We start from the raw sequence: 21,957 nt of genomic DNA, 5'->3' as shown, positions 1-21,957 counted from the left end.
GATCATGCCTACAGGCATCAAATTTGTAAAGCGTTTCCACAGGGCACGATGCGCCTGCGCGACGTCGGCGAAACGGTACGCGGGTGTTTGTTAACCCAGTGCCAATGATGTGGACGATTTGACCAGACTTGGCCGTAGTTATATCCGGAATCGGCGTTGATGCGGCGCATGGATGGCCCGCGGCCAGGAGGGTAGGGTGGGCAGCTCGATCCGCAACACGTGAGCAGATACTACGTCTGCGCTGCCCACGCGGTGATCGTTAGCAGCAAGATCATCCGGCACGATGACGGAGCCGGTAACGATCACCGCGTGGGCAGCGCACGCGGCGCGTCGATGCACCTGTTCGGGTGGAGCTGCCCACCCTACGCGCTACAACCGGCACCTGTCATCTATATATATAGAAGGCGCTCCGCTCAGCGCAGCGCCAGCGGCGCCGGACGTGCAGCCAGCGCCGGACCGGCGCCGGCATCGGCCAGCTTGAACACCGACAGCGCGCCGGTCAGCTGGCCGGTCTGCTCGGTCAGCGATTCGGCCGCAGCCGAGGCTTCCTCGACCAGGGCCGAGTTCTGCTGGGTCATCTCGTCCATGCTGCCGATCGCGCGGCCGATGTCCTCGATGCCTTCGCTCTGGCGCTGGCCGGCCATGGCGATTTCTACCATGATGTCCTGCACCTTCCGGACCGAGTCCACGATCTGGCCCATGGTCACGCCGGCCTGGTCGACCAGCGCGCTGCCGGCGTTGACCTTCGCGACCGAGTCGCCGATCAGTTCCTTGATCTCCCTGGCCGCCGCTGCGCTGCGCTGTGCCAGGTTGCGCACTTCGCCGGCCACGACCGCGAAGCCGCGGCCCTGTTCGCCGGCGCGCGCCGCCTCCACCGCCGCATTCAGCGCGAGGATATTGGTCTGGAAGGCGATGCCGTCGATGACGGAGATGATCTCGACGATCTTGTTGGCCGAGGCGTTGATGTCGCCCATGGTGGCGACCACGCCGCCGACCACCTGGCCGCCGCGGGTCGCGATGCCGGTCGCGTTCACCACCAGCGCGTTGGCTTCGTTGGCGTTGGCGGCGTTCTGGCGCACCGCGCCGGTCAGTTCATCCATGGCGCGCGCGGTGCGCTCCAGGCTCGCGGCCTGCGATTCGGTACGGCCGGCCAGGTCCGCGTTGCCGCTGGCGATCTCGGCGCTGGCGACCGCGATCGTCTCGGCCGAGGCCTTGATCTCGGCCACCATCGTCGCCAGGCGCGCGCGCATGTCCTTCAGCGCGACCAGCAGGCTGGCGTTGTCGTTGGCGTCGGTGCGGATGTCCATCGCCAGGTCGCCGGCCGCGACGGCGCGGGCGATCTCGCGCGCATATTCCGGCTCGCCGCCGAGCTGCTGCCAGATGGCGCGCACCACGAACCAGGACACGATGGCCAGGGCGGCCACCACCGCCAGGGCGGTGACGATCATGGTCCACAGCACGCGGCGCACGTTGGCCTCGCTGCTGTTGACGCCGGCGGAGAACTGTTCCTTGGCCTGGACCTGGACCTTTTCCAGGTCGGCGTTCAGGGTGGCCAGGGTGCTTTGCATCTTGCCGACCACGGCCTGCGGGTCGCCTTGCTCCATTTCGAGCATGATGCGCGCGGCCGACAGCGCCGGCGCGTAGTAATCGTCGAATTCCTTCAGCAGGCGCGCGCCGGTCTCGCCCTGGCCCTCGATACGGCCCAGCTGCGCCAGGTGCGCGCGCACCTTGTTGGCCTGCTCGCCGACCTGGGCGATGCGGTCCTTGTCGCCTTCGCTGACGGCGTCGCGCAGGCCGGCGGTCACCTCGGCGATCTCGAGCGTCAATGCCTTGGACGCGTCCAGCACCGGGTAATCCACGCTCTCGGTGGCGTTGATCGACTTCAGCGCGTCGGTCGCGATCATCGCGCTCACGCCCACACCCATGCCGAAAATCAGGGTCGAAATGACCGGAAGTGCCCAAATCCTGCGCTTGATGCTCATGTCGTTGTCTCTCACTCTCAACAAAACGCCCCGCTGGCACGGAGCCGGCGGGGCGGATACAGAAAACAGCCTTCGGTCGTTTACTGCGCGGTGTAGATCACCTTGACGCTGCCGTCGACGGCGCTCTTTTCGATGTAGCCGATCGCCTTCGGGTTGGCGGCGACAGCCGCCTTCACGGCGGCGCTGTTGGCGACTTCCTTCGGCATCGTGGCCTTGCCGGTGAAGACCAGCTTCGACCACAGGGCCTTGGCCTGCGAGGCGTCCTTGTCGGTCACCTTCTTGTGGAACTCGGCGCGCACCGGCGCGTCTTCCGGCTGGTCGATCGGGGTCATCGCGGTCGACTTGCCGAGGAAGAACTGGGCGACCTGCTCCTTCGTCAGCGCCGATTCGGCGGCCTTCGGGTTCACCACCACGGCCACTTCGGCCAGGGCAGGGACGGCGGCGGCAACGAGCGCGGCGCCGATGGCGGCCTTGATCAGTTGTTTCATGGTGCGCTCCTTAGAACACGAAGTCGACGGCGACGGCGCCGACGGTCACGTCGCGGTGGAAGCCCGGCTGCGCGTTGAGCAGCAGGCCGCTGCCGACCTTCGGCTGGATGCGGTCGACCTGTGCCTTCAGGGCGATCGAGCGGTACAGGTCCCAGCGCACGCCGATCGAGGTCGTGCTCTGCTCGCCCTGGCCGACGCCGGTGTAGGGCAGGCGGGCGGCGCCGGCGCGCAGCAGCGCCAGTGCGGGAACGTTCGCCGGCACGGCGTTCGCCGGGTAGCCATCGATCGCCAGCTTGGCGTGCATTACGTACGGCAGCACCTTGCCGAAGCGGTAGCCGCCCATGGCGTACCACGAGGTGGTGTCGTTGACGTAGCTGTCGGTCTTGCGCTTCGCGTATTCGCCCTGCAGGACGATGTTGTTCCAGTCCATGCCGAGGCCCACCGAGGTGAACGAGGCGTCCTTGTCGCGCGGGTTCAGTGCGTCGGCGTAGGCGCCCAGCTGCGGCAGGTTGTAGGCGGCGCCGGTGCTGCGCAGGGTGTTCAACAGGCCGGCCAGGGTGGTCGAGCCGGTCACGGTGATCTTGGCGTCGGTGCGGCCAAAGCGCAGCGTGAACGGACCGTGTTCGGCCACCACGTTCAGGCCCAGCAGCTGCTTGCCTTCGGCGCGCAGGCCATAGGCCAGCTTGCCCTTGGCGCGGCCGTAGGTCACCTGGGTGGTGACGGTGGTGTCGCCGAAGCCGTGCTGCCAGGTCAGGTCGACGCCGTCGACGCTTTCGAACGGCACCTGCGAGTACATCTCGTTCGGGGCGCGCAGGAAGGTGCTGGCGTAGCCGACGTTGCGGTAGTCGGAAATCATGAACACCGGCAGGCCGGTGCGGCCGATGCGCAGGCTCACTTCATCGTTCAGGCGGGCCTTGGCGAAGGCCCAGGTCAGGTCGGCGCCGAAGTCGTCCTCGGCGTCCTTGCGCACCACGCCCTGGCCGGTCAGCGAGAGCCAGCCGTTGACGGCGACGTCGGCCTGCAGGCCGAGGTTCGAGTCGACGCCGGTGCGCGGTTCTTTCCTGGCGCCGGCGGCCTGGTTCGGACGGCCGAACTCGGCCTGGTCGGTGTTGGTCCAGGTCAGGGCGCCGGTACCGAAGCCGCGGACCTTGACGGTGGGGCCATCGGCTTCCTGCGCGAAGGCCGACGAGATCGCCAGTGGCATGGCCAGCACGGCGGCGAGAATTTGCTTATTCATAAGGCAATCTGTAACAAGTACTGCGTTTATAAGATTTACTTCTAATTATTTCTTTTCCGCATGCAGGTAGCATGAATAGAACGAAATAATTCTATCCATGGGGCAAAAATAAAGACAAGGAAAAGGAGTGCCGGTAGGAAAAACTGGACGATAAGCGAACACAGCCGTTGTTTTGCTGAAACAGCGTGGTGAAAAAACGAATAAGCTAATTCGTTTTCCGCATTACAACGCTGAATATGTTGCTAACTTCGCACAAAATGCGCTCAGTTCCACCAATGCGTGGTGGCGCCCATGGTAGGCAGGCGGGCCTGGACGGCCTCGTCGATGAGTCCCGCGCGCACGGCCTGCTCGGCCGTATAGATGCGTGCGTTGCCGAACAGGTGAGGGCGGATGTCGGCCGCTTCCGGCGCGCCGCGGGTGGCGTCGTCGAAGATGGCGGCATAGCGCTCGGCATCGAAGTCGAGGCAGTCGCGCCATTCCGAGACGCGGGCATGGTCGGCCGCTACCAGGTTGCCGAAGCCCCAGTGCAGCGGGTGGATCAGGAAGCGCGCGCCGGGGCAGGCATAGCGTTTTTGCCCGGCGAGGAAGATCACGACGCCGACCGATTCCACGCTGCCGATATTGAAGGTGGTGAGCGGTATCGGCAGGGACTTCAGGAAAAAGTAGAGCGCGAAGCCGGCCGTCATGTTGCCGCCTTCGGTGGACATGTGCAGTTCGATTTCGCTCGCGCCGCTTTGCAGCGCCTGCAGGCAGAGGTTGCGCACCGCGCAGGCGGAGCTGTGGTTGATCGGCCCGATGAAGTGAACGATGTGCAAGGTCATTGGCGCTCCCGTCGTGAGTGCTCAGGATAGCAATTTTGCGTTACGCGTAGCGCCCGGCTCGGATACGCGGCGCTTCCCGCTTGCCCTCGGCATGTACGAATACGGACGACCTGGAACAAGACGCTTCCGGCGTGAGCGGGCCGGGGCGATGCGCACCTTTCCTGTGCGTGGCGAGCAGGCGCCGTCGCGGCCTGCAAAAGTATTTTTTAGACAAAAGCAATACGTTTTCATTAATAGTGGATATCCAGAAAGCACAAATACAAGCGTCCACTGCTGATACTAAGCTGACGTCGGACTTCATTAAGACGAGACATCCCGACGCGCCTGAAAGGCGGAGTCGTCGGTCAATAACATAGGAGAAGTGCCATGTCCCAGCTTCAGTTCGAGCAAGCAGAGCGCGCCAGCACGCTGCTTCCCCCAGCGCAGGTAGACGGCAGAATCGATCGCTACTTTCAGATAGCAAAACACGGCAGCACGCCGTCACGCGAAGTGGTGGCAGGCGTCACGACCTTCATGGCCATGGTGTATTCGGTCTTCGTGGTGCCCGCCATGCTGGGAAAGGCGGGCTTCGACGTCAGGGCCGTGTTCATTGCTGTCTGTCTGACGGCAGCGTTCGGATCCCTGCTGATGGGATTCTGGGCACGCCTGCCGATTGCCGTCGGTTGCGCCATCTCGCTGACGGCTTTCGTGGCGTTCGATCTCGTGCTGGGAAAAGGCTTGTCGCCCGAGGTCGCCCTGGGCGCGGTATTCCTGATGGGGGTGGTGTTCACGGCGATTTCCCTGACCGGGGTGCGAACCTGGATCCTGCAGAACCTGCCGACCGGCGTGGCGCATGGTACCGGCGTCGGCATCGGCTTGTTCCTGCTCCTGATCGCGTCCAACGACGTCGGCCTGGTGGTCAAGAACGCCGGCGCCGGCCTGCCGGTGGCCCTGGGCCAGATCACCTCCTTTCCAGTCGTGATGAGCGTCCTGGGCCTGGCCGCCATCTTCGGCATCGAACAGCGCAGGATTCCGGGTGGGATCCTGTTGGTGATCGTCGCGATTTCCGCCATTGGCCTGGCCTTCGATCCGAACGTGCATTTCAAGGGCGTATTCGCCTGGCCTCAGTTGAGCGCACCAGGACAAACCTCCCTGATCGGCGCCGTGAACATCATGGACGCACTTCACATGGCCGTCTTGCCCAGCGTGCTGGCCCTGGTCATGACCGCCGTGTTCGACGCCACCGGCACCATTCGGGCAGTCGCCGGACAGGCTGGCCGGGTTGACGCCAAGGGCTGCATTCACAACGGCGGCAAGGCGCTGACCGCCGATTCGGTGAGTTCGATCTTTTCGAGCCTGGTGGGGGGCGCGCCCGCGGCGGCCTACATCGAATCCGGCGTCGGTACCGCTGCCGGCGGCAGGACCGGCCTGACCGCGGTCGTCGTCGGGCTGCTGTTCCTGGGGCTGATCTTCTTTTCGCCGCTGGCCAGCCTGGTGCCATCGTATGCCACCGCCCCGGCCCTGATGTACGTCGGATTGCTCATGCTGGGCAACGTGGCGCGCATGAACATGGACGACAAGATCGACGCCCTGGCTGGCCTGGTATGTGCCGTGTTCATCCTCCTGTGCTGTAACATCGCAACCGGCATCATGCTTGGCTTCTGCACCCTGGTGATCGGCCGCCTGGTCTCTGGCGAGTGGCGCAAGCTGAATGTCGGCACCGTCAGTATTGCCGTCGCCCTGGCGGTCTTCTATGCCGGCGGTTGGGCAATCTGATGCCGCTGCACACGTCGAGGCCGGCCGCTGCACGCGGGTCGCCAGCCATGCTTCCCGATCGGCAATCCCGGGCAATCGCATGCGCGCCGATGCCGGTAACCGGCGCTCGGCCAGCGCGGCACGGCGCCTCAGTAGTATGCTGAATTGCAGATATTGAATATAAGCGCTTAGCTATATCTCAACGCTGGCTGACTGCGCTAAGCTTCCAACTGGGTTTTAATAGAGGCACACATGTCCGAACCGATCCGCTTTTACTTTCAGAATGCCCTTCGTGAAGTGCACGGGGTCGCCACCACGCAGACGATACTCCAGCACCTGCGGGAGGACCTGCGCTGCACCGGCACCAAGGAAGGCTGCGCCGAAGGCGACTGCGGCGCCTGCACCGTGGTGGTCGGTTCGCTCGAGAACGGCGAGCTCGAACTGAAGGCGGTCAATTCCTGCATCCAGTTCACGCCCACGCTCGACGGCAAGGCCTTGTTCACGGTCGAGGACCTGCAGCTGGCCGACGGCCACCTGCACCCGGTGCAGCAGGCCCTGGTCGAATGCCACGGCTCGCAGTGCGGCTTCTGCACGCCGGGCTTCGCGATGTCGCTGTGGGGCATGTACCTGAAGCAGGAAGGACAAGCCCGAGGTCAGCCACCATCGCGCTGCCAGATCGACGACGCGCTCTCGGGCAACCTGTGCCGCTGCACCGGCTACCGTCCGATCATCGACGCCGCCGTACGCATGACCGAACTGCCGCCCGCCGAGTTCGATCGCGCAGCCGTCGCCGAGGCCTTGCGCGGCCTGCAGCGCGCGGCCGGCGCCACCTACGAACATGCAGGGCGCAGCTTCCACGCGCCGCGCACGCTCGACGAGCTGGTTGCCCTGCGCGCAAGCCATCCGCAGGCCCTGATCCTGGCCGGCTCGACCGACGTCGGCCTGTGGGTGACCAAGCAGATGCGCGAACTGAGCGACATCATCTACCTCGGCCACGTCGCCGAACTGAAGACGGTGGCGCAAGGCGACGGCATGCTCGAGATCGGCGCCGGCGTCACCCTGCAGGACGCCTATGCCGCGCTGTGCGCGTACTACCCGGACGAACTGAAGGAACTGTGGCAGCGCTTCGCCTCGCTGCCGATCCGGAACGCCGGCACCCTGGGCGGCAACGTCGCCAACGGCTCGCCGATCGGCGACTCGATGCCCTGGCTGATCGCGCTCGGCGCGCGCCTGGTGCTGCGCGGCGCCGGCGGCGAACGCGAACTGGCGCTCGAGGATTTCTATCTCGGCTACCAGCAGAAGGACCTGCGCGCCGACGAATTCGTGCGCGCCCTGCGCGTGCCGCTGCCGCGCCCGGACCTGCGCTTCCGTACGTATAAACTCGCCAAGCGTTTTGACCAGGACATCTCGGCGGTCTGCGCCGCGTTCGCGCTCACCCTGGAGGGCGGCCTGGTGAAAGAAGCGCGCATCGCCTTCGGCGGCATGGCCGCCACCCCGAAGCGCGCCGCCGCCGCGGAAAGCATGTTGACCGGCCGCGCCTGGGACGAAGCCGCGCTGGTCGAGGCGATGGCCGCGCTGGCCCAGGATTACCAGCCGCTGTCGGACATGCGCGCCTCCAGCGCCTATCGCCTCAAGACGGCGCAGAACCTGCTGCGCCGCTTCTGGCTCGAAACCCGTCCCGAAAACCCCCTGCCGCAGGATGCGGTCAACGCATTCGCAGCCCAGGCGTAAGGAGAACAGCATGAACGACGCAGGCGCACCAGCATTGAAGGCGGCGGCGTGGAGCGCGGTCGGGCGCGCGCGGCCGCACGAGTCGGCCACGCTGCACGTGCTCGGCCAGGCCACCTATACCGACGACATCGCGGAACTCGCGGGCACCCTGCACGCGGCGCTCGGCCTGTCCAGCAAGCCGCACGCCAACATCGTCTCGATCGATCTCGGTCCCGTGCGCGCCGCGCGCGGCGTGGTCGCCGTGCTGACCGCAAAGGACATCCCCGGCACCAACGACTGTGGCCCGATCATCCACGACGACCCTATTCTCGCCGATGGCAAGGTCGAATACGTCGGCCAGCCGATCTTCATCGTCGTAGCAAGCACCCACGACAACGCGCGCCGCGCCGCGCGCCTGGCGCAGGTCGAGTACGAGGAGATGCCGGCCATCCTCACGCCGCAGGAAGCCCACGCCGCCCAGTCCTACGTAGTGCCGCCGATGCGCCTGGCGCGCGGCGACGCCGAGGCCGCGTTCGCGAACGCGCCGCATAAGGTGAAAGGCCAGCTGTTCGTCGGCGGCCAGGAACAGTTCTACCTCGAGGGCCAGATCGCCTACGCGATTCCCGGCGAAGACCGCGGCATGCTGGTGCAATGCTCGACCCAGCACCCGAGCGAAATGCAGCACGTGGTCGCGCACGCGCTCGGCCTGCATTCGCACCACGTGACCGTCGAGTGCCGGCGCATGGGCGGCGGCTTCGGCGGCAAGGAATCGCAGTCGGCGCTGTGGGCGGCCGCCGCTTCCATCGCCGCGGCGAAGCTGAAGCGCCCGGTGAAGCTGCGCGCCGACCGCGACGACGACATGATGGTCACCGGCAAGCGCCACTGCTTCTGGTACGACTACGAAGTCGGCTACGACGATACGGGACGCATCCTGGCGGCGAAGGTCGACATGGTCTCGCGCGCCGGCTACTCGGCCGACCTGTCCGGACCGGTCGCCACGCGCGCCGTCTGCCACTACGACAACGCCTATTACCTGTCGGACGTCGACATCCGCGCCGCCTGCGGCAAGACCAATACCCAGTCGAACACGGCCTTCCGCGGCTTCGGCGGGCCGCAGGGCGCGATCGCGATGGAATACGCGATCGACGAGATCGCGCGCACCCTCGGCGTCGACGCCCTCGACGTGCGCCGGCGCAACTTCTACGGCAAGGAAGAGCGCAACGTCACGCCCTATGGCCAGGCGGTGGTCGACAACGTCATCCACGAACTGGTGGCCGAACTCGAGACCTCGAGCGAATACCGTGCGCGGCGCGCCCAAGTCGCCGAATTCAACCGCACGAGTCCCGTGCTGAAGAAGGGCCTGGCGCTCACCCCGGTGAAGTTCGGCATCGCCTTCAACGTGACCCACCTGAACCAGGCCGGCGCACTGGTGCACGTCTACGTCGACGGTTCCATCATGGTCAACCATGGCGGCACCGAGATGGGGCAGGGCATCAACACCAAGGTGATGCAGGTCGTGGCGCACGAGCTGGGCGTGGACGTGGAGCGCGTGCGCGCCACCGCCACCAACACCAGCAAGGTCGCCAACACCTCGGCCACCGCCGCCTCCACCGGCGCCGACCTGAACGGCAAGGCGGCCCAGGACGCGGCGCGCCAGATCAAGGAGCGCCTGGCTGCCTTTGCGGCCACGACCTACGGCGGCGAGGCCGATGAGGTGCGCTTCGCGGCCGACACCGTGTTCGTCAACGGCATGGAAGTACCCTTCGAGCACCTGGTGCAGAAGGCCTATCTCGCGCGCGTCCAGCTCTGGTCCGACGGCTTCTACGCCACCCCGGGCCTGTCCTGGGACGCGAAGACCATGAGCGGGCGTCCCTTCTCCTACTTCGCCTATGGCGCGGCAGTCTCGGAAGTGGTGGTCGACACCCTCACCGGCGAGTGGAAGCTGCTGCGCGCCGACGCCCTCTACGACGCCGGCAATTCGCTCAACCCCGCGATCGACATCGGCCAGGTCGAAGGCGCCTTCATCCAGGGCATGGGCTGGCTCACCACCGAGGAACTGTGGTGGAACGCCGGCGGCAAGCTGATGACGCACGCGCCCTCGACCTACAAGATCCCGGCGGTGTCTGACTGTCCGCGCGATTTCCGCGTGCGCCTGTTCCAGAACCGGAACGTCGAGGACAGCATCCATCGTTCCAAGGCGGTGGGCGAACCGCCGCTGCTGCTGCCGTTCTCGGTGTTCTTCGCGATCCGCGACGCGGTATCGAGCGTGGGCGAGCACAAGGTCAATCCGCCCCTGAACGCGCCGGCGACGAGCGAGGCGATCCTGGACGCCATCGCCATCGCCTGCGTCGAGTCGGCGGCCCAGGCGAACCGGTAATGGAAGACTGGCTCAGCGCCGCGCAGCGCGCACCAAGCGTGCTGGTCACGGTCGCCATCGTCGAAGGCTCGGTGCCGCGCGAACCGGGCGCGAAGATGCTCGTCACCCGCGACGGTTTCGCCGGGACCATCGGCGGCGGACACCTCGAACACCGCGCCATCGAACTGGCGCGCGCGATGCTGGAGGGGGGCGGGGCGGCCAGGTTGGAACGCTTCGCGCTCGGGCCGAGCCTGGGGCAGTGCTGCGGCGGGATTGCGCATTTGGCGTTCGAGTTCGTCGACCCTGAGCAGGCCGTCTTGCTGGACAACCGGCGGAATGAAGACAGCTGGCGTGTTGTGCCGCTTGACGATATACCCGTAGGGTGGACGGGTTGCCCGTCCACGCGTTCACCGGACGCTGGCGCTGCTGCACAATCCGATGCATCCGATGTCCGTGGAGCAGGCATGGGCGAGAACGACGCCGTGAATGTGTCGATGCCGGTTGAACGCGTGGACGGCGGAGCCGTCCACCCTACGTGGGCATTGCTTGACGGCGCCGGCGGTCAAATCGCCGGCGCCGCCGTTCCCGCCTGCGACCGCACCCGCGGCACCCACGTCTTCCTTGACCCGTCCGGCCGCCGCTGGCTGGTCGACGCCGTCCTCGCCCCGCGCGCCCACCTGATGCTGTTCGGCGCCGGCCACGTCGGCGCCGCCATCATGCGCGCGCTGGCCGAGCTGCCCTGCCGCGTCACCTGGGTCGACGAGCGCGAGGACATGTTCCCGCCCGCCTCCGCATTGCCGGCGAACGTGACGGTCGAAGCCACCGACACGCCCGAGGCGCTGGTGGCGCAGGCCGCGCCCGGCACCACCTTCCTGGTGCTGACGCACAGCCATGCACTTGACCTGCGCCTGTCGTTCGCGATACTGTCCCGCCCCGGCCGCGACGCGAACCGGGCCGACTGGTTCGGCCTGATCGGCTCGAACACCAAGCGCCGCCAGTTCGAGCACCGCCTGCGCGAACGCGGCATCGATGCCGCCCGCCTCGACGCCATGGTGTGCCCGATCGGCCTGCCCGGCATTACCGGCAAGGCGCCGGCCGTGATCGCGATCGCCGTCGCGGCCCAACTGCTGACCGTCTGGGAATCCGCTTGCGCGGACCAGCCCGGCCCTCTTGACGCTTCTTCGGAATCCAACTGATGTCCATCGCACCAACGACCGTGCAAGCCTACCGTGCGAGCTTGCTGCACTTTCACGCCGACCCGGCCTTCGCCGAACAGTCCTATGCCTGGCACCGGGACGGCCTGCTCGTCGTCAAGGACGGCCGCATCGCAGCGGCCGGCGACTACGCCCAGCTGGCCGGTACGCTGCCGCCCGGCGTCGAGCCGGTCGACTACCGCGGCAAGATCATCACGCCCGGCTTCATCGACACCCACCTGCATTATCCGCAGACGGACATGATCGCCTCCCCCAGCCCGGGCCTGCTGCCCTGGCTGGAGACCTACACCTTCCCGACCGAGCGCCGCTTCGAGGATCCGGCGCACGCGCGCTCGGTGGCCGAGTTCTTCCTGGACGAGCTGACCCGCTGCGGCACCACCACGGCCGTGGTCTACTGCACCGTGCACCCGGGTTCGGTCGACGCCTTCTTCGAGGCGAGCGAAGCGCGCAAGCTGCGCATGGTGGCGGGCAAGGTGCTGATGGACCGCAACTGCCCGGACTTCCTGCGCGACGCCGAAGGCCAGATCGGCGACAGCGAAGCGCTGATCAACAAGTGGCACAAGCGCGGCCGCGCGCTGTACGCGATCACCCCGCGCTTCGCGCCCACGTCGAGCGAAGCCCAGCTGCGCCTGGCCGGCGAGCTGGCCCAGGCGTATCCGGACACCTTCATCCAGACCCACGTCTCGGAGAACAAGGACGAGTGCGACTGGGTGCGCGAACTGTATCCCGCCTCGCGCAGCTACCTGGGCGTGTACGAGGACTTCGGCCTGATGCGCCCGCGCGCCCTGTTCGGCCACTGCATCTGGCTGGACGACGAGGACTTCGCGCGCATGGCGGCGACGGGTTCGGCGGCGGCGATCTGCCCGACCTCCAACCTGTTCCTGGGCAGCGGCCTGTTCGACTTCGAAAAGGCCGACGGCGCAAAGGCGCTGCTCTCGCTCGGGACCGATGTCGGGGCAGGGACCTCGTTCTCGATGCTGCAGACCATGAACGAAGCCTATAAGGTGGCGCGCCTGAAGGGCAGCTACCTGCCGGCGCTGCGCATGTTTTACCTGGCCACCCTGGGCGCGGCGCGCGCAATGGACCTGGAGGGCACGATCGGCAGTTTTGCCGCCGGCGCGGAAGCCGACTTCGTCGTGCTCGATCCGCAGGCGACGCCGCTGCTGGCGCGCCGCAGCGCCCACTGCGATTCGCTGGAGGAGCAGCTCTTTGCGCTGGCGCTCTTGGGGGATGACCGCGCGATCCGGGCGACGTATGCGATGGGGGCGAAGGTGCACGAGCGCGGGTGATGCGTTTGTGGGGCTGTTGCCTGTGCCGCAGCCGGCCCCTTGAATCCGCGTGGGCACAAGTGCCCACCCTACGGGAGGCGTTCCCGGCTCGACGCTTCGCGCCTCGTAGGCAAAGGACTGATTGATCGAGGCGTCTTGCGCCGAGCCCGCGGCTTGATCCGTAGGGTGGGCTCTCGAGCCCACGCGGATTCAAGATACCAGTAGCGCCACAGGCAACAGCCCCCCGAACGCCGCCCATCCATTGCCAAGCCAGATTGAAGCGGTTAGAGTTTCGCGGTCCGTTTTCAATCCACCAATACGAAAGAACCCCGATGCAGAAGAAACTGAGCTGCCTGCTCGTGGCGCTGGCCTTCGCCGCGCCCGTCGCCGCCAAGGAGCCGGGCACGGCGACCCGCCACGCCAACGAGGCCGCCACCGCCCGTCATTACGCCGCGCTGGTCGCGGGCGCCGAGCCGAAGCTGGCCGAGCTGACCATGTTCTTCACGCAGATGCCCAAGGGCGGCGACCTGCACCACCACTATTCGGGCGCGATCTACGCCGAGCAGTACGTCGACTTCCTCGACAAGCAGGGCGTGTGCGTCAACAAGCAGACCTACCGCATCGAGACCAACAAGGAAGTCGTCGCCGCCGAGCGCGCGAAGCCGGCCAAGGAGCGCAACTGCCTGTCGAGCGCCGAGGTCTATGCCGACGACCACACCTGGCGCGAGCTGGTGCAGCGCTGGTCGAACAAGGACTTCGACAACCACGGCGCGATCCAGCCGCCGCCCGACCGCCTGTTCTTCCAGACCTTCGGCTACTTCGGTCCGGTCTCGAACGCCAACTTCGCCGAAGGCCTGCAGGAGCTGAAGAAGCGCGCGATCGCCGAGAACGTCAGCTACATCGAGACCATGTTCAAGATGGCGCCGACGGTCAGCAACCCCGAATTCGACGCGCGCGCCTGGCAGCTGGTGAACGACGACGCGGGCCTGAAGGTCGCGCTGAACAACTGGATGGAAACGCTGGCGCGCGACCCGGCCTTCAACAAGAACCTGGGCGACTTCGTCGCGAAAATCGACGAAGCCGCCGCCGGCATCGACGACGAGCGCTTCACCATGCGCTACCAGACCTATGTCCTGCGCCTCTTGAACCCGTCGCAGGTGTTTTCCTCGATGGTGGGCGCGTTCAAGGCGGCAGCAAGCGGCGGCAAGATCGTGGGCGTCAACATCGTCGGCCAGGAAAGCACCGCCGTCTCGATGCGCGACTACACGCTGCACATGAAGATGTTCGGCTTCCTGAAATCGATCTACCCGGACGTCAAGGTCGCGATGCACGCCGGCGAACTGGCGCTGGGCGACGTGCCGCCGGAAGGCCTGAAGTTCCACATCGACCAGGCGCTGGTGGTGGCGAATGCCGACCGCATCGGCCACGGCATCGACCTGGCCCACGAGACCAACGCGATTCCCATCATGCGCAAGATGCGCCAGGACGACGTGCCGGTCGAGATCAACCTGACCTCGAACGCCTTCATCAACGGCCTGCAGGGCGAGAGCCACCCGATCACCCTGTACCGCAAGTACGGCGTGCCCTACGTGATCTCGACCGACGACGCCGGCGTCACCCGCCATACGCTCAGCAACGAATACGTGCTGTTCGCCAGCCGCTACAAGCCGGACTATGCGGAGATGAAAAAGACTTCGTATAACAGTATCCGCTACGCCTTCCTGCCGCCGGCGGAGAAGACGCGGCTGACGCGCCAGCTCGACGAACGCTTCGCGAAGTTCGAGGCCGAGGTGGCCGGACTGGCGAAGGATGTAGTGAAGAAACAACGAGCGAAAAACAAATAAGCTTGGTGGATAACGGCAGCGCAACGCTGCCGTTTTGACAAGTGCACCGCCCGGTGCACTGTTTTGGGGCAAACAAAAGTTAGTCAAAACCCAATATTTGTGGCCTGGTTGCCACAGATTCCCGACGCCGCCCCCGCGTTTTCTGAAAAAGTTTATCTAAATATTTCAGCAAAGAATGCCTTCCGTATAATCGCGCCTTGTGATTTTGCTCGGGGAAACCCCCGTGCGGCGCGCCGAATGCACGTTTTTTGGGCGATTTAGTGTTTCCGCCTATAAATGGCGAACAAAAAACGTATTTGTCTGTTGGAAGTCACTCATGCATATTTGCTGGCGTTGCTAAATATGCTTGAAGTTTTTTCAAGGGCGAGTGGTAACAGGGATGAAACATTTCCTGTCTACAATCGCCCGGTCCAAGGCAAGGCCGGCTGTGCCGCTGCGGTTTGCAGCAACCAGGGTTGCAGTACTTGTAAAGAGGGACGTCTTCGGGCGTCCAAATAACTATTAAGTCTATTTTGGGGTTTTAACAATGATCACTCACAAACAGATCCGGCTGACCAAGCTGGCGCTGGCTTTGTCGATTGCGTTGTCGGCTGCGCCGACCTTCGCACAGAACACCACCTCCGCCATTGGCGGCCGCGTCGCTGGCGCGGACGGCAAGCCGGTGGCTGGTGCACAAGTGTCGATCCTTCATACCGAGTCGAACTCTGTCAGCAACGTCGCGACCGACGCTGAAGGCCGATACATCGCACGCGGTCTGCGTGTGGGTGGTCCGTACACCATTATCATCACCAAGGACGGCGTTTCGGAAAAACGCGACAACGTCTTCATCCAGCTGGCCGAAACCGCGTCCATCGATGCGACCCTGGGCACCGGCATGCAGACCGTGACCGTTTCCGGCACCGCCAACCGCTCGGAGCGCTTCAACCGCACGACGATGGGCGCCGTCACCAGCATCGGCGCGACCGAACTGGCAACCCAGGCATCGATCCAGCGTAACCTGCAGGATTACGCCCGTGCCGACCCGCGCGTTTCGCAGAACGACAAGGAACGCGGCGAAATGTCCGTCGCCGGCCAGAACTCGCGCTACAACTCGATCACCGTCGATGGCGTCGCCATCAACGATACCTTCGGCCTGGAGTCGAACGGCAGCCCCACCGCGCGCCAGGCAATCTCGATCGAAGCGATCCAGTCGGTCCAGGTCAACGTCGCCAACTACGACGTGACCCAGAAAGGCTACACCGGCGCCAACATCAACGCCGTCACCAAGTCGGGCACCAACACCTGGAAGGGCGGCGCCTACTACGTGTGGCGTAACGACCGCTTCGTCGGCGAACGCTACAACAACGTCACCGATACCTACAGCGACGCGCCGAAGTTCAAGGAAACCACCAAGGGCCTGTGGGCCAGTGGCGCCCTGATCGAAGACAAGCTCTTCATCTACGCCCTGACCGAGAAATCGGAAAGCAGCCGCGCCAGCCCGGACTTCGGCATCATCGGCAGCAGCGCCGGCACCACCGTGCCGATCACCGCGTCGGCCGTCGAGCAGGCGCAGCAGATCGCCAAGGACAAATGGGGCATGGACATCGGCGGCCTGAACGTGCCAGCCGGCTCGAAGATGACCTCGGAAGAGAAGCTGCTGAAAGTCGACTGGAACATCAGCGATAACCACCGCGCCAACTTCCGCTACGGCAAGACCACCCAGTCGGAACCGGTCTTCCCGTCGTACGCCCGTGACAGCGTGAGCCTGGACTCGATGTTCTACAGCAACGAGAAGAGCATCGAAACCGGCGTCGCCCAGATCTTCTCGGACTGGACCCCGACCCTGTCGACCGAATTCCGCGTCTCGTCGCGCGACTATGATTCGGTGCCGAAGAACAGCACCCGCCTGCCGTCGATCCGCCTGCAGTTCAGCGGCGCGCTGCCTGCCGGCACCCCGGCCGGTACCCAGAACGGTTCGCGTGACCTGAACTTCGGTACCGAATACGCACGCCAGCTGAACGTCCTCGGCACCAAGACCATGGACTACTACGGCGCGGCCAACTGGGTCGTGGGCGACCACGAGATCAAGGGTGGCTTCGACTACAGCACCAACGAGATCTACAACGCCTACCTGCAGAACGTCTTCGGCAGCTACACCTTCGCCTGCGACGACACCCTGAACGCCGGCATCTGCAAGAACGGCAGCGCAGCGGCGATCGAAGCGGCGGTGCTGAACAACTTCCGTAACGGTAACCCGACTTCGTACTCCGTGCAGATTCCTGCACCGGGCAAGTCGCTGAGCGACGGCATCTCGTCGTTCACGATGAAGAACACCGGCCTGTTCCTGCAAGACACCTGGACCGCCACCAAGAACCTGACCCTGACCTACGGCGTTCGCGTGGACGAAACCGGCGTCGGCAGCAAGCCGCTGGCCAACGCCGATGTGGCAAAACCTGTCATCGCCGGCAACTTCGCTACCGGCCGCGGCCAGACCGGCGGTTTCGGCTACGACAATACCGTCACCCCTGACGGCAAGAAGCTGTGGCAGCCGCGCGTCGGCTTCAACTACAAGTTCGACAGCGCCCGTTCGATGCAGATCCGCGGTGGCGCCGGCCTGTTCCAGGGCGCCGCGGCATCGGTGTGGATGTCGAACCCGTTCTCGAATCCGGGTGTCGCCACCCAGACGGTCACCTGCGCCTCGAACGCCATCCGTTGCCCAGCCACCGGCTTCTTCAACCCGGATCCGGACAACCAGCCGAGCAACATCGCCGGCAGCACGCCGCTGGCCAACGTCGACATCCTCGACCCTGGCCTGCGCCAGCCGTCGATCTGGAAAGCCAACCTGGCGTTCGACACCGAACTGCCATGGTACGGCATGGTCTTTGGTGCTGAGTTCTTGTACACCAACAACAAGGACAGCATCTACTACGAGCACCTGAACCTGGGCGCATCGACCCGCACCGCCGGCACCGACGGCCGCGAGATGTACTGGAACCCGGCAGCCCTGACGACCAGCTGCTACAGCGTCAATGCCGCCGGCACCTCGCTGACCACCACCAGCGGCTGCACGCAAGCCAAGTACCTGCGTAACCGTTCCTTCAACAACGTCCTGGTGGCGAAGAACACCAGCGAAGGCGACGGCAAGCTGATCACGATGTCGCTGTCGCGTCCGCTGACCAAGGGCTTCGGCTGGTCGGTGGCCTACACCCACACGAAAGCGACGGAAGTCTCGCCGCTGTCGTCGTCGGTCGCCAATTCGAACTTCAATGCACGTGCGGTGTTCAACCCGAACGAAGAAGTCGCATCGAACGCGAACACCATGGCGAAGCACCGCCTGAACGCCCTGGCCAACTTCCAGAAGAAGTTCTTCGGTTCGTACAACACCCGTCTCGGCGTGTTCTACGAAGCACGTTCGGGCAAGCCGTACAGCTGGACCTACAAGAACGACCTGAACGGCGACGGTATCTCGGGCAACGACCTGATGTACATCCCGAAAGCCTTCGGTTCGGGTGAAGTGGTCTTCCTGGGCGATACCGAAACCAGCCACACCAACGAGCAGCGCTTCTGGGACATCGTCAACGGCAACAAGGCCCTGCGTGACGCAGCCGGCGGTGTCGTAGGCCGTAACAAGAGCTTCTCGGACTGGACCAACGTGGTCGACATGCGCATCAGCCAGGAAATCCCGGGCATCTTCAAGCGCAACAAGGCCGTGTTCACCCTGGACTTCTTCAACGTCGGCAACCTGCTGAACAAGAAGTGGGGCCACATCCAGGAACCAGCGTTCGCGTCGGGCGGCGGCACCACCCGCGGCTTCGTGGACTACGCCGGTCTGGACTCGCAAGGCCGTTACGTCTACTTCGTCCGCAACAAGGCCGACGACCTGACCGTCAAGCAGTCGAAGAACGAATCGCAGTGGGCGATCCAGGCAACCGTCAAGTACGAATTCTAAGTTCCTGAATTTGTCCTGATGCCTGAAACGGCCGGTGGCAACACCGGCCGTTTTTTCGTTTACATGAATGGGTAAGCAGTAGGCAAGGGGGGCTTGTAAGGATGGCCTCGTGCTGGCCTACGTGCAATAATTCGGCTCGCCCGCGAGGGCCCGTCTTCATCAACAAAGGTATGCCATGATCGTTTCCCCGCGCGCCCGCGCCGTTCTTTCCACCCTGGTCCTGGCGCTCGCCGCGGCCGGCTGCGCAACCGCGCCGCGTGCGCCGGTCACCCTCAACCTGGTCGCGATCAACGACTTCCACGGCAACCTCGAGCCGAGCAAATACACCTACGTCAACGCCGCCACCGGCAAGAGCGAAACCCTGCGCGCCGGCGGCATCGAAGCCCTGAGCGGCGCGCTGGCCGCCTGGCGCCAGGAAGACAAGGACCTGCTGTTCATCGGCGCCGGCGACCTGATCGGCGCCAGCCCGGCGCTGTCCTCGATGTGGGCCGACGAGCCGAGCATCGAGGCGATGAACCTGATGGGCCTGCAAATGAGCTCGGTGGGCAACCACGAATTCGACCAGGGCCGCAAGGAACTGCTGCGCCAGCAGAACGGCGGCTGCGATTCGCCGCGTCCTAAAAAGGCCTGCAAGCTGGCGCCGGACTTCAAGGGCGCGCGCTTCACCTATCTCGCCGCCAACGTGCTCGACAAGGCCACGGGCAAGCCCTTCATGCCGGCCTACCGCATCGAGACCGTCAAGGGCGTCAAGGTCGGCGTGGTCGGCGTGGTGCTGCAGGATACCGCCTCGGTCGCGGTCAGCTCGGCCATCGCCGGCCTCGATTTCATCGGTGAGGCAGAGGCCATCAACCGCACCCTGCCGCAGATGCGCGCCGACGGCGCCCAGGTGATCGTCGCCCTGGTGCACGAGGGCGGCCGCACCGACGAGTCGCCCCAGCAGCCCGCCTGCAAGGGCTTGACCGGCGCCGTGGTCGACATCGTGAAGCAGCTCGATCCGGCGATCCGCCTGGTCATCACCGGCCACTCGCACCAGGGCTACCTGTGCCAGGTCGACGGCCGCGTCGTCACCCAGGCCGACGCCGCCGGCCACCTGTTGTCGCGCATCGCCCTGACGGTCGATCCGGCCAGCGGCGCGCTGGCCGACATCGACGTCAAGAACGTCGTCATGGACCCGGCCAAATTCCCGGCCGACCCGAAAGTGGCGGCCTACCTCGCCAGCGTCAAGGAGCGCAGCCGCGCGGCGCTGGCGCGCCCGCTGGGCAAGCTCGGCGTCGCCACCGTGGCGAGGAAGAGCAGCGAGGCCGGCGAGTCGCCGCTGGGCGACCTGATCGCCGACGCGATCGTCGCCGCGACCCGCGAGCACGGCGTGCAGATCGGCTTCATGAACACCGGCGGCATCCGCAAGGACCTGGACACGGGGGAGGGCATGGTCGCCACCTTCGGCCATGCCCAGGCGGTGCTCCCCTTCGGTAACACGCTGGTCGTGATGGACCTCACCGGCGCCCAGCTGCGTCGCCTGCTGGAGCAGCAGTGGGACCGCCCTGCCGCATCCGGTTCGACCATCCTGCAAATCTCGCAGGGCCTGTCCTACCAGTGGGACGAAAAGCGTCCGGTCGGCAGCCGCCTGGTGCCGGGCAGCCTGAAGTTCAACGGCGTGCCGGTCGACGACGGCAAGAGCTACCGCGTGGTCGCGAACAACTTCCTGGCCGAAGGCGGCGACAATCTGCCGGAGTTCGCCAAGGGCACCAACCGTGTCGATACCCAGCTGGTCGACCTGGACGCGCTGAGCGACTTCATTGCGAAGCATCCGGGCGCCGGCGCGCCGCAGGCCGGCATGGTCTCCACGACCCGCATCGAGAAGGTGCGTTAAGCACGACAGGAGCCGCACATGGACAAGAATTCGATCGTCATCCTTGCCGCCTGCGCACTGGCGGTGATCGGCATCACCGTGGTCAAGCGCCTGATGCTCAAGTCTTCCCAGACCCCGGCGCGGCGCGCCCTGATGCTGGCGGCGCTGGCCGTGGGCATCATGGCCGTCATGTCCATCCTGCTGTCGCTGCTCCAGTAGCGGCGCGGCACCGCAACCGACAGCACCAACCCAAGGAACCACCATGAAAAAACTAGCTTGTGTACTCGCGCTGACGAGCGCCTTCGTTTCGGTCGACGCGGCCGCCTGGGGCGGCGACGGCCACCGCGCCGTGGGCGCCATCGCCGACCGCCTGCTGAAGGGCTCCAACGCCGAGAAGCAGATCGCCGCGCTGCTGCTGCCGGGCGAATCGCTGCAGTCGATCGCCAGCTGGCCGGACTGCGTGAAGGGCACCTGGTGCGGCCCGCAGACGCCGGAAATGGTCGACTACACGGCCGCCAACCCGAAGCACGACGAGTACCACTACACCAACGTGCCGTTCCAGCTGGAGCACTACCATGAGCACGGCGTCGGCACCAGCGAGCACGACATCGTGCAGACCCTGAAGCAGGCCATCGCCGTCCTGCAAGGTAAAACCGATCCGGCCCTGAACCCGCACAAGTTCACCAAGCGCCAGGCCCTGATCCTGCTGACCCACATGGTCGGCGACATTCACCAGCCGCTGCACGTCGGCGCGGCCTACGTCAGCAAGGACGGCAAGTTCGTGGTGCCGAAGACCAAGGTCGAGGTCGACGAGGCCGCGATCTTCGCTTCGCGCGGCGGCAACAACCTGCTGCTCGACGACGAGAAGCTGGCCCAGCTGAGCGCAGGCCTGATTCCGCCGGGCGACCCGAAACCGATCAAGGAAGGCGTGCCGAAGGCGTTGACGAAACCCTTCCACTCCTACTGGGACAGCACCACGGTCGACTACGCCTTCCGCCGCATCCGTACCAGGACCCCGGACCAGTTCGCCGAGGCCGTGATCGCCTCGAACCCGACGGTCAAGCCGAACACCGGCGAGCTGGCCACCTGGCCCTACCAGTGGGCCGACGACAGCCTGGTCGGCGCCAAGGTCGCGCACGAGGGCGTCACGCCGGGCAAGCTGGCGCCGCAGGTGAGCAAGAAGGGCGAGACCTACTACACCTTCACGCTGGAAGTACCGCAGAACTACCCGGTGCCGAGCTCGCAGCTGGCCAAGGAACAGCTGATCAAGGGCGGCTACAAGCTGGCCGAGGTGCTCAAGGCGATCTACGGCTGAGTGCAGTACCCGTAGGGTGGGCGGCTCCACCCGACGGCCGACGAGCTCGAGGCCGCTGCGCCGCCCACGCGTTCAACGGGCGCATGAACCTCCGCGCTTCTGCACGACGTTCTGCGCTCCCGCGGATCACCGCGGCGTATCGGATGCCGCTTGAACGCGTGGGCGGCGCCCGCGCCGTCGTCGCGCACGCGTCCGGGTGCAGCCGCCCACC

General features: G+C 65.5%; 14 protein-coding genes. 10 read left to right on the top strand and 4 right to left on the bottom strand.

Annotation, left to right across the window (positions count from 1 at the left end):
• Nucleotides 1-413 precede the first annotated feature (413 nt).
• The 4 genes from RT688_RS04985 to RT688_RS04970 all read right to left on the bottom strand — a co-directional run bounded on the left by RT688_RS04985 (nt 414) and on the right by RT688_RS04970 (nt 4,528).
• On the bottom strand, nt 414-1,982 hold the full coding sequence (locus RT688_RS04985; protein WP_313703745.1) for a methyl-accepting chemotaxis protein: 1,569 nt from the start codon (nt 1,980-1,982) through the stop codon (nt 414-416).
• Between the two features lie 80 nt (nt 1,983-2,062).
• Entirely contained in the window at nt 2,063-2,470 is a 408-nt protein-coding gene (locus RT688_RS04980; RefSeq protein ID WP_313703744.1) for a hypothetical protein, read from the bottom strand.
• Between the two features lie 10 nt (nt 2,471-2,480).
• A complete protein-coding gene (locus RT688_RS04975) occupies nt 2,481-3,707 on the bottom strand; it encodes a hypothetical protein (protein ID WP_313703743.1) in 1,227 nt (408 codons plus the stop codon).
• A 263-nt stretch (nt 3,708-3,970) separates the two neighbouring features.
• The gene (locus tag RT688_RS04970) at nt 3,971-4,528 is read right to left on the bottom strand and encodes an ATP-dependent Clp protease proteolytic subunit (protein ID WP_313703742.1); all 558 of its coding nucleotides are present in this window, start codon (nt 4,526-4,528) and stop codon (nt 3,971-3,973) included.
• A 366-nt stretch (nt 4,529-4,894) separates the two neighbouring features.
• On the opposite strand from RT688_RS04970, the gene RT688_RS04965 reads away from it, so the two are divergent.
• The 10 genes from RT688_RS04965 to RT688_RS04920 all read left to right on the top strand — a co-directional run bounded on the left by RT688_RS04965 (nt 4,895) and on the right by RT688_RS04920 (nt 21,746).
• On the top strand, nt 4,895-6,283 hold the full coding sequence (locus RT688_RS04965) for an NCS2 family permease (protein WP_313703741.1): 1,389 nt from the start codon (nt 4,895-4,897) through the stop codon (nt 6,281-6,283).
• A 231-nt stretch (nt 6,284-6,514) separates the two neighbouring features.
• A complete protein-coding gene (gene xdhA, locus RT688_RS04960) occupies nt 6,515-7,993 on the top strand; it encodes a xanthine dehydrogenase small subunit (RefSeq protein ID WP_313703740.1) in 1,479 nt (492 codons plus the stop codon).
• A 10-nt stretch (nt 7,994-8,003) separates the two neighbouring features.
• Complete coding sequence (xdhB, locus tag RT688_RS04955; RefSeq protein WP_313703739.1) at nt 8,004-10,349, top strand: xanthine dehydrogenase molybdopterin binding subunit; 2,346 nt, start codon at nt 8,004-8,006, stop codon at nt 10,347-10,349.
• On the top strand, nt 10,349-11,524 hold the full coding sequence (gene xdhC, locus RT688_RS04950) for a xanthine dehydrogenase accessory protein XdhC (RefSeq protein ID WP_313703738.1): 1,176 nt from the start codon (nt 10,349-10,351) through the stop codon (nt 11,522-11,524). Before xdhB ends, xdhC begins: the two co-directional genes overlap by 1 nt.
• Nucleotides 11,524-12,831: a guanine deaminase gene (guaD, locus tag RT688_RS04945; protein ID WP_313703737.1), complete on the top strand. Its 1,308-nt coding sequence runs from the start codon at nt 11,524-11,526 to the stop codon at nt 12,829-12,831. The genes xdhC and guaD overlap by 1 nt, the downstream gene beginning before the upstream one ends.
• A gap of 311 nt (nt 12,832-13,142) precedes the next feature.
• Nucleotides 13,143-14,654: an adenosine deaminase gene (locus RT688_RS04940; protein ID WP_313703736.1), complete on the top strand. Its 1,512-nt coding sequence runs from the start codon at nt 13,143-13,145 to the stop codon at nt 14,652-14,654.
• A 526-nt stretch (nt 14,655-15,180) separates the two neighbouring features.
• A complete protein-coding gene (locus RT688_RS04935) occupies nt 15,181-18,582 on the top strand; it encodes a TonB-dependent receptor (protein ID WP_313703735.1) in 3,402 nt (1,133 codons plus the stop codon).
• A 175-nt stretch (nt 18,583-18,757) separates the two neighbouring features.
• Nucleotides 18,758-20,452 (top strand): bifunctional metallophosphatase/5'-nucleotidase, encoded by a 1,695-nt coding sequence (locus tag RT688_RS04930; protein WP_313703734.1) that lies wholly within the window; start codon nt 18,758-18,760, stop codon nt 20,450-20,452.
• 18 nt (nt 20,453-20,470) lie between these two features.
• On the top strand, nt 20,471-20,650 hold the full coding sequence (locus tag RT688_RS04925; RefSeq protein ID WP_313703733.1) for a hypothetical protein: 180 nt from the start codon (nt 20,471-20,473) through the stop codon (nt 20,648-20,650).
• Nucleotides 20,651-20,693: 43 nt separating this feature from the next.
• Entirely contained in the window at nt 20,694-21,746 is a 1,053-nt protein-coding gene (locus RT688_RS04920) for a S1/P1 nuclease (protein ID WP_313703732.1), read from the top strand.
• Nucleotides 21,747-21,957: the final 211 nt, after the last annotated feature.

Origin of the sequence: Massilia sp., from assembly GCF_032106685.1 — a bacterium.
Classification (GTDB): domain Bacteria; phylum Pseudomonadota; class Gammaproteobacteria; order Burkholderiales; family Burkholderiaceae_D; genus Telluria.
This window is presented reverse-complemented; position numbering and strand designations above follow the sequence as displayed.

Bases quoted from the DNA above. Each gene is read 5' to 3' on its own strand.
- xdhA (WP_313703740.1), top strand. From the start codon at position 6,515: ATGTCCGAACCGATCCGCTTTTACTTTCAGAATGCCCTTCGTGAAGTG.
- RT688_RS04935 (WP_313703735.1), top strand. From the start codon at position 15,181: ATGATCACTCACAAACAGATCCGGCTGACCAAGCTGGCGCTGGCTTTG.
- guaD (WP_313703737.1), top strand. From the start codon at position 11,524: ATGTCCATCGCACCAACGACCGTGCAAGCCTACCGTGCGAGCTTGCTG.
- RT688_RS04970 (WP_313703742.1), bottom strand. From the start codon at position 4,528: ATGACCTTGCACATCGTTCACTTCATCGGGCCGATCAACCACAGCTCC.
- RT688_RS04940 (WP_313703736.1), top strand. From the start codon at position 13,143: ATGCAGAAGAAACTGAGCTGCCTGCTCGTGGCGCTGGCCTTCGCCGCG.
- RT688_RS04975 (WP_313703743.1), bottom strand. From the start codon at position 3,707: ATGAATAAGCAAATTCTCGCCGCCGTGCTGGCCATGCCACTGGCGATC.
- RT688_RS04930 (WP_313703734.1), top strand. From the start codon at position 18,758: ATGATCGTTTCCCCGCGCGCCCGCGCCGTTCTTTCCACCCTGGTCCTG.
- xdhB (WP_313703739.1), top strand. From the start codon at position 8,004: ATGAACGACGCAGGCGCACCAGCATTGAAGGCGGCGGCGTGGAGCGCG.
- xdhC (WP_313703738.1), top strand. From the start codon at position 10,349: ATGGAAGACTGGCTCAGCGCCGCGCAGCGCGCACCAAGCGTGCTGGTC.
- RT688_RS04920 (WP_313703732.1), top strand. From the start codon at position 20,694: ATGAAAAAACTAGCTTGTGTACTCGCGCTGACGAGCGCCTTCGTTTCG.
- RT688_RS04965 (WP_313703741.1), top strand. From the start codon at position 4,895: ATGTCCCAGCTTCAGTTCGAGCAAGCAGAGCGCGCCAGCACGCTGCTT.
- RT688_RS04925 (WP_313703733.1), top strand. From the start codon at position 20,471: ATGGACAAGAATTCGATCGTCATCCTTGCCGCCTGCGCACTGGCGGTG.
- RT688_RS04985 (WP_313703745.1), bottom strand. From the start codon at position 1,982: ATGAGCATCAAGCGCAGGATTTGGGCACTTCCGGTCATTTCGACCCTG.
- RT688_RS04980 (WP_313703744.1), bottom strand. From the start codon at position 2,470: ATGAAACAACTGATCAAGGCCGCCATCGGCGCCGCGCTCGTTGCCGCC.